7 protein-coding genes are annotated in these 6,212 nt (G+C 38.2%); 2 read left to right on the top strand and 5 right to left on the bottom strand.

Features of this window, described 5'->3' with window-relative positions; translation table 11 throughout:
* Nucleotides 1-204 precede the first annotated feature (204 nt).
* Nucleotides 205-561: a hypothetical protein gene (locus N782_RS20125; protein WP_052111473.1), complete on the bottom strand. Its 357-nt coding sequence runs from the start codon at nucleotides 559-561 to the stop codon at nucleotides 205-207.
* Between the two features lie 118 nt (nucleotides 562-679).
* On the opposite strand from N782_RS20125, the gene N782_RS20130 reads away from it, so the two are divergent.
* Nucleotides 680-946: a DUF6154 family protein gene (locus N782_RS20130; protein WP_036824732.1), complete on the top strand. Its 267-nt coding sequence runs from the start codon at nucleotides 680-682 to the stop codon at nucleotides 944-946.
* Nucleotides 947-1,154: 208 nt separating this feature from the next.
* Here N782_RS20130 and N782_RS20135 read toward each other — a convergent pair whose 3' ends face one another.
* Genes N782_RS20135 through N782_RS20150 form a run of 4 tightly spaced genes read right to left on the bottom strand, consistent with a single transcriptional unit; the run spans nucleotide 1,155 to nucleotide 4,796 of the window.
* A complete protein-coding gene (locus tag N782_RS20135; RefSeq protein WP_036824735.1) occupies nucleotides 1,155-1,910 on the bottom strand; it encodes an IucA/IucC family C-terminal-domain containing protein in 756 nt (251 codons plus the stop codon).
* A 5-nt stretch (nucleotides 1,911-1,915) separates the two neighbouring features.
* On the bottom strand, nucleotides 1,916-2,722 hold the full coding sequence (locus N782_RS20140; RefSeq protein WP_036824738.1) for an ABC transporter ATP-binding protein: 807 nt from the start codon (nucleotides 2,720-2,722) through the stop codon (nucleotides 1,916-1,918).
* A 23-nt stretch (nucleotides 2,723-2,745) separates the two neighbouring features.
* Nucleotides 2,746-3,792, bottom strand: a complete 1,047-nt coding sequence (locus N782_RS20145) for a FecCD family ABC transporter permease (protein ID WP_036824740.1) — start codon at nucleotides 3,790-3,792, stop codon at nucleotides 2,746-2,748.
* A complete protein-coding gene (locus tag N782_RS20150; protein WP_036824743.1) occupies nucleotides 3,789-4,796 on the bottom strand; it encodes a FecCD family ABC transporter permease in 1,008 nt (335 codons plus the stop codon). The genes N782_RS20145 and N782_RS20150 overlap by 4 nt, the downstream gene beginning before the upstream one ends.
* 208 nt (nucleotides 4,797-5,004) lie before the next feature.
* Here N782_RS20150 and N782_RS20155 point away from each other — a divergent pair, with 208 nt between their 5' ends.
* The gene (locus N782_RS20155; protein WP_036824746.1) at nucleotides 5,005-6,057 is read left to right on the top strand and encodes an ABC transporter substrate-binding protein; all 1,053 of its coding nucleotides are present in this window, start codon (nucleotides 5,005-5,007) and stop codon (nucleotides 6,055-6,057) included.
* The last annotated feature ends 155 nt before the right edge of the window (nucleotides 6,058-6,212 follow it).

Here is a 6,212-nt window from a genome sequence, read left to right on the forward strand (position 1 = left end):
CGCCCGCAGGAAAGCGAGTTGTTTCCTCCCCAACCCTACTCTTCTTACGCATCGGACCACTCCAATTATCTTGAATCCAAGTCTTCAAGATTATGCCTCGATTATTGAATATTTCTATATTCCTAATGCTAATTAAAGTTTGAAATTAAGAAAACAACAATAAAAATCAACTTATGACTTTGGTTCAAAACAAAAACCCTTTAGCTAAGCTAAAGGGTCCTCTTCTCCATACACAGTACCTTCTTGTTCGTCATTTGTCATGCCAATACCTTTGATGAATTTTCTAGTTTCTTCGTCACCAAATTCATAAATCATCTGATAGGCCTTTCTCATATTGGAGTCATATTCATCATTATCCATATCTTGAGAGTAATGACGATATGGAACATGAGCCCTCCAAAATGATCGCTCATCTGAATCAAATACTTCATTTAATACTTGACGTAAGCGGAACATGTCCTCTTCCGTAGCTTCTATCTTAAATACGTCGTTGTTACCATCGCGAAGTTGTGAAATTTCACGACTTCCTAAATTAACATAAAAAGGTTTTTTATCACTCATAACATCATCCTCCTTCTTTTACTTTTTCACTCTTTTTCGTAATTATGAACAACTTTCAAAAATAACTGCATAATGTAATGAACAAAGAGAAGCTTTTATTGCAGAAGGGACGAGTGAGATGAAGTTTGCTGATAATTTATACGAGTTATATAACAAACACTTTAGTGAAAAAGATTACTTACCTATCTTTACTAATTCCGTTATTGAACAATTAGACAAGAATGATCTACTACACATTTTAAGTGAGTGCAGTAAAGAAGAATTACAAACTGTTGTATCCACGTTCGTGTTGAATGATTTAGAAAATCGAGACCAAAAAGTCATTTCCTTACCTTCTTCAAAACAAGAGAAAAACAACAGGTCAACTATACAATACAAGGCGTAAAAAGGTGCTACTCAATAGAGCGCTTACACCCAATAAAAGCGCTCTTTCTAGCATGCTTATCTTCTTTTAAAAATGACTCTGATTACTTCGATATAGTTATATACAAGATCATCGAATATTTAATAGCGTGAACTAGCTTGAAGAGAGATGCTGAAGTCAGACACATTTATCCAAACATTTCCAAAGGATTAAAAAATCCCAATCCTCCTTAAGGAGAATTGGGACAAGTTCTGCAATAATTGCTTTGCTCGTTTAATTTATAAGTCATGCAACAGAATTTTCGCATTCTAGTTCCATTTTTAAGACAATCTTGACGTTGGAAATAAGTTAACGGATTTCGTTTTTCTCCAAACGCGTCACCTTCTAGTGATTGAACTAGATAGTGAAAATCCTGTTGAATACGATGATGATTTTCGGTGGTGAACTCCGGATAAAACAATTCATAAAACCAAAAGATATAAATTGCAAGATTTTCCCACATTGTCTTCATTGGTAATTTTGACACTTGCTGAACATTCACAAATATAGGTCTCACAACATTAGCAAATGTTTCTTCAGCTATATCATGAACCCATTCCTCTCTGGAGCCATTCCCAGGTGAGGTTACATGTTCATGATTCCCCTCCAACTTTGGGAACCAATTCTTATCCTCATCCACTCGAATTAGTTTCAGCCTATCCTTATCAAGCACTGGTGCTTTATCAAAAGCAGACATAGGAACGAGAATACCGGTAACAATATAATAGGCAAAGCGCTTCGTAAAGATGGAGGCTGTAGCTACATAATCTTCAGATTGTAAAAAGGTATGAAGGTGATCTAATACTTCTTTCATGTCTTCCTTCGTTTCTAATTTCGAAAATGGGATGACTTCATACTGCGTCCAATGACTATATGCTTGTGGGTTATAGTAGCGAAAATGATCATCCAAACGTTGAATTTCGTCTTGTGTTAAAGCCTCTGTCAATCGCCTCACCCGCTTTGCTGAAGGATACAACGACCTCTTCCGTGCGGAATACACATTGGTGTACCAAAGATAGGATCACTAGTAACGTTACAATTCATTTGGAATACATCACGTACAAATTGACACGTCACCACATGCTCTGGACGTCCTTGTGCGTAAATGGATTGATCTTTTAGAGCCACAATGTGATGAGCATAGCGCGCAGCAAGATTTAAATCGTGAAGCACCATCACAACAGTACGTCCATCTCGTTCATTTAATTCAAATAGTAGATCTAGGATTTCAATTTGATACGTCATATCCAGGTACGTTGTAGGCTCATCTAGTAAGATAATATCTGTATCTTGAGCTAACGTCATTGCAATCCAAGCACGCTGACGTTGACCACCAGATAAAGAGTCAACAGAACGTTCTTTGAATTCCTGCATATTGGTCGCTTCTAATGCACTTTCTACAGCTTCTTCATCTTCTTTTGACCACTGTTTGAACCAGCTTTGATACGGGTACCTTCCTTGTTTGACTAATTGTAATACGGTCAAACCCTCAGGAGTTACAGGACTCTGAGGTAGAATAGCCATTTTTTGTGCCACATCTTTTGTGGAAAGTTTGGCAATTGCTTCCCCGTCAAGAATCACGCCACCCTCTTGAGGTTTTAACAATCTGGCCATTGAGCGAAGTAAGGTGGATTTGCCGCACCCATTACCTCCTACTAAAACAGTCACTTCCCCTTCTGGTATATCAATATCCAATGAATTAATGATCGTATTTTCACCGTACGCTAATGTTAAATCTTTCGTTTGTAATGAAGACATGTCAATCTCTCCTTTAGGAGCGCTTATTTTTTAAACAATAAGTAAATAAAGTAAGGTGCACCAATCGTTGCAGTGAAGACCCCAGCTGGAACTTCTATAGGTAGAAATAGCGTTCGACCAATTAAGTCTGCACCTACAACTAGAATTCCACCAATTAAAGCTGAAATGGGAATCAATGCACCATATGACGCTCCTACTAATCTTCTGGCAATATGAGGTGCCATTAAACCTACAAAACCGATACCACCTGCAACGGATACGGATACTCCAGCAAGTGCTGTACTAACAACAATAAACAATAGACGATCTCGTTGTATATGAGATCCAACTCCTGAAGCTAATTCATCACCTAACTCTTGCACATTAATACGTCTAGCAATCAATAACGCTAGTATAATTAAGCCTACGATGGCAGGAATTATGACTTTCACCTGATCCCAGTTCGTGCCATAGACACTGCCTGTTAACCAAAGATTGGCGTCTGCAGCACGATAAATAGGTCCTAAAATCATGAATAAGTTCGTTAAAGCATCCATTAATGTCGCAAGCCCAATACCAATCAGTACAAGTCTGATTGGTGTAGTACCACTTTTCAGTGATAAGACATAGACGATTAATCCAATGACCATTGCCCCAATAAAGGCAGCAACTGGTTGCCAGTGAATACTTACCGTTAATGCATCATTTTCATTACTGAAAATGGTTAGGAAGGTTACAACGGCCACCGATCCTCCACTTGTAATCCCTATAATATCTGGAGAAGCCAAAGGGTTACGTATCATTCCCTGCAAAATGGCTCCACTTACAGCTAGGCCAATTCCTACAAATAAGGCAATAAGAATACGAGGCAAGCGTAAAATTTCAACAATGTATGCATTTCCACCTTCTCCACTACCTAACAGAATTTGAATAACTTCTAGTGGAGAGATAAGAACTTGACCTAATGATGTTGATGCCAAGCATAAAAGCAACGTTACAATAATGAGAATACTAGTATATTTAATCGATTTTTTATCGAAAAAGAATGAAATACGGTCTCTTTTTGTTCGAAAGGGGATGTATTTGCTCATGTAGATTTAAGCCCCTTTCGTGCTATATAAATAAAGAATGGAGTACCAATGATAGCTGTCATAATTCCAACTGGTACTTCCTCAGGCATGATAACATATCGCGCGGAAATATCTGCAGCTGTTAACAATACCGCACCTAACACTCCGCAATATGGAATCAACCATCGTTGATCATAGCCAACGAGACTTCTGGCAAAATGAGGTACGACGATTCCAATAAAGCCTATTGGACCAGCTATGGCTACGGAGCCTCCAGCTAACAATACGATAATAATGCCGGCTAACGCTTTAATCCAGGCTGTTTTCTGACCTAAGCCAGTGGCTACATCCTCTCCCATTGTTAATATATTGATGTGTCGACTAATAAAGAAAGCCAAGATCCATGCCACCAATATATATGGGAAAATGTCGACTAAATCGTCCATGCTTCTGCCTTGCACAGACCCAGCCAGCCAAAATAAAACCTCGTCTAATGCTTTTTCATTTAAAACAAGAATGCCTTGAGTAAAAGATGAAAACAAACCAGCAATAGCGGCTCCGGCTAACGTAAGTCTAACTGGGGTTAAGCCTTCTTTTCCAAGCGCGCCTATAAAATAAACAAGTCCTGCCGCAAATGCTGCTCCAATAAAGGATACCCACGACAACATACCAAGTGGTAATGTTTGAGAAAATGAAACGGCTAGCACCACAAAAAAAGATGCACCAGCGTTAACCCCAAAAATTCCTGGTGATGCTAGTGGATTTCTTGTCAAAGCCTGCATGAGTACACCTGCTACACCTAGTGATGCACCAACGCAGGTAGCGATTAAGGCTCTAGGTAAACGATGATTTCTTATTACAATATATGCGTTCTCTTGTGTATTATTGGTTGTAAATGCTGTTATGGCATCTCCAATGGTAGTATCTGTATAACCTAGTACGACGCTTAGCCCCATACAAACGAGCATGAGAATAAAGCTAAACACTAAGCCAAATCCTTTTGACATATGTGATTGGAACAACATTTTTGACGTACTCCTAACCTACTAACTTCCCTATTAAATGTTTCTCCTTTAAGTCTAGGACTCTATAAAGCCCATGTCAACGATTTTGAGAATCATTTTCATCTATAATTGAAAAAACTTCTCAATTACTTCTTGACGTTTCATTTTAATCAGGGTATTCTATTATTTGTAATGGTAATGAGAATCATATTCAATTAGGGGGAAAATCATGAAACATATTAGTTCAAAGAAATTTATACTTACTCTTATGCTTGTGATGGCTATGGCCATTCTTGGAGCATGTGGCTCTTCAGACTCAGAAGGTTCCTCATCTGATGAAGGATCTTCAAGTAATGAAGAAAACCAAGAGTCAACATCAAATGAAAATGAAGGTGAAAGCTCTGAAGAAGAAAGTGCTTCAGGTAGCTTTGAACCATATACAGTAAAACACGCAATGGGTGAAACAACTGTTGAAGAAAAGCCAGAAAAAGTAGTTATTCTTACTAACGAAGGAACAGAAGCTCTTCTAGCACTTGGTGTAACACCAGTCGGAGCAGTTAAATCTTGGACAGGAGATCCTTGGTATGATCATATCTCTGACAAGATGGAAGGTGTTGAAGTAGTAGGTACAGAATCTGAAGTGAATATCGAGAAAATTGTTTCTCTTCAACCAGACCTTATTATCGGTAATAAACTACGCCAAGAGAAAATTTACGATCAATTAAATGAAATTGCTCCAACTATTTTCTCTGAAACATTAAAAGGACAATGGAAAGATAACTTCAAGACATACGCAAAAGCACTGAACATGGAAGAAAAAGGTCAAGAACTAATTAAAGAATACGATAAACGTTTAGAGGAATTTGCAAGCGAAGCCGGCGACAAGCTAGATCAAAACGTATCTGTTGTCCGTTTCCTACCTGACCATGCTCGTATTTATCAAAAAGATTCCTTCTCAGGTGTAATCTTAGAACAAATCGGCTTTAATCGTCCTGAACCACAAGACAAAGATGCTTTCATGGAAAAAGTAACTAAAGAACGCATCCCAGCTATGGACGGGGACATTCTATTCCACTTCACTTATGAAACAGGTGATGGTGCAGCTACAGAGCTAAAAGAAGAATGGACAAATGATCCACTATTCCAAAACTTAGAAGTTGTGAAAGAAGGAAACGTTCACGAAGTAAGTGACGCAATTTGGAACACAGCTGGTGGTTACTTAGCTGCAAATAAAATGGTTGATGATCTAGAAGAAATTATCCTTAGTGGCGAATCAGAATAACTTTCAAAAAGACCTTCACGATATGTGAAGGTCTTTTTACATGGCTCTGTTAAAGTTTGGTGTTGATGTCGGAATCAACTAATCTAAATAGTTTGATTCAAGATATGAAGCATAATCTGGAAGACTTGGATTCGAGATGATTAGTTGGTTAAGGG

Origin of the sequence: Pontibacillus yanchengensis Y32 (assembly GCF_000770635.1) — a bacterium.
In the GTDB taxonomy this organism is placed as follows: domain Bacteria; phylum Bacillota; class Bacilli; order Bacillales; family BH030062; genus Pontibacillus; species Pontibacillus yanchengensis.